General features: G+C 60.0%; 1 pseudogene. It reads right to left on the bottom strand.

What is annotated here, in order from left to right:
* Positions 1 to 426, bottom strand: a pseudogene (locus NWP10_RS12360) (alanine--tRNA ligase); the annotation flags it as partial.
* Positions 427 to 438: the final 12 nt, after the last annotated feature.

Here is a 438-nt window from a genome sequence, read left to right as displayed (position 1 = left end):
CTCCTGCGCCGCAGCCTGTTCTTTCAGCTGCTGGAGTTCTTTTTCCAGCTGACGGGTACGATCCAGCGCGACACGCACTTTTTCGCCCAGGTTCTGGCTATCGCCTTTCAGCAGCTGCGCGATCTCGTGTAGCTGGTCGCTCTGCGCATGCAGGCTGGCAATTGCGCCTTCCCCGGTCACCGCCTCAATACGACGCACGCCTGCCGCCGTCCCCGACTCGGAAACGATGCGGAACAAGCCGATGTCACCGGTGCGGGATGCGTGAGTACCGCCACACAGTTCGGTAGAGAAGTCGCCCATGCTCAGCACGCGAACGCGGTCGTCATATTTCTCGCCAAACAGCGCCATCGCACCTTTCTTCTTCGCTGCCTCGAGATCCATGATGTGGGTTTCGATTGGCAGGTTACGGCGGATCTGGGCATTCACCAGGTCTTCCAC

Source organism: Micrococcus sp. HG099 (genome assembly GCF_024723355.1).
Lineage (GTDB): Bacteria > Actinomycetota > Actinomycetes > Actinomycetales > Micrococcaceae > Micrococcus > Micrococcus endophyticus.
This window is presented reverse-complemented; position numbering and strand designations above follow the sequence as displayed.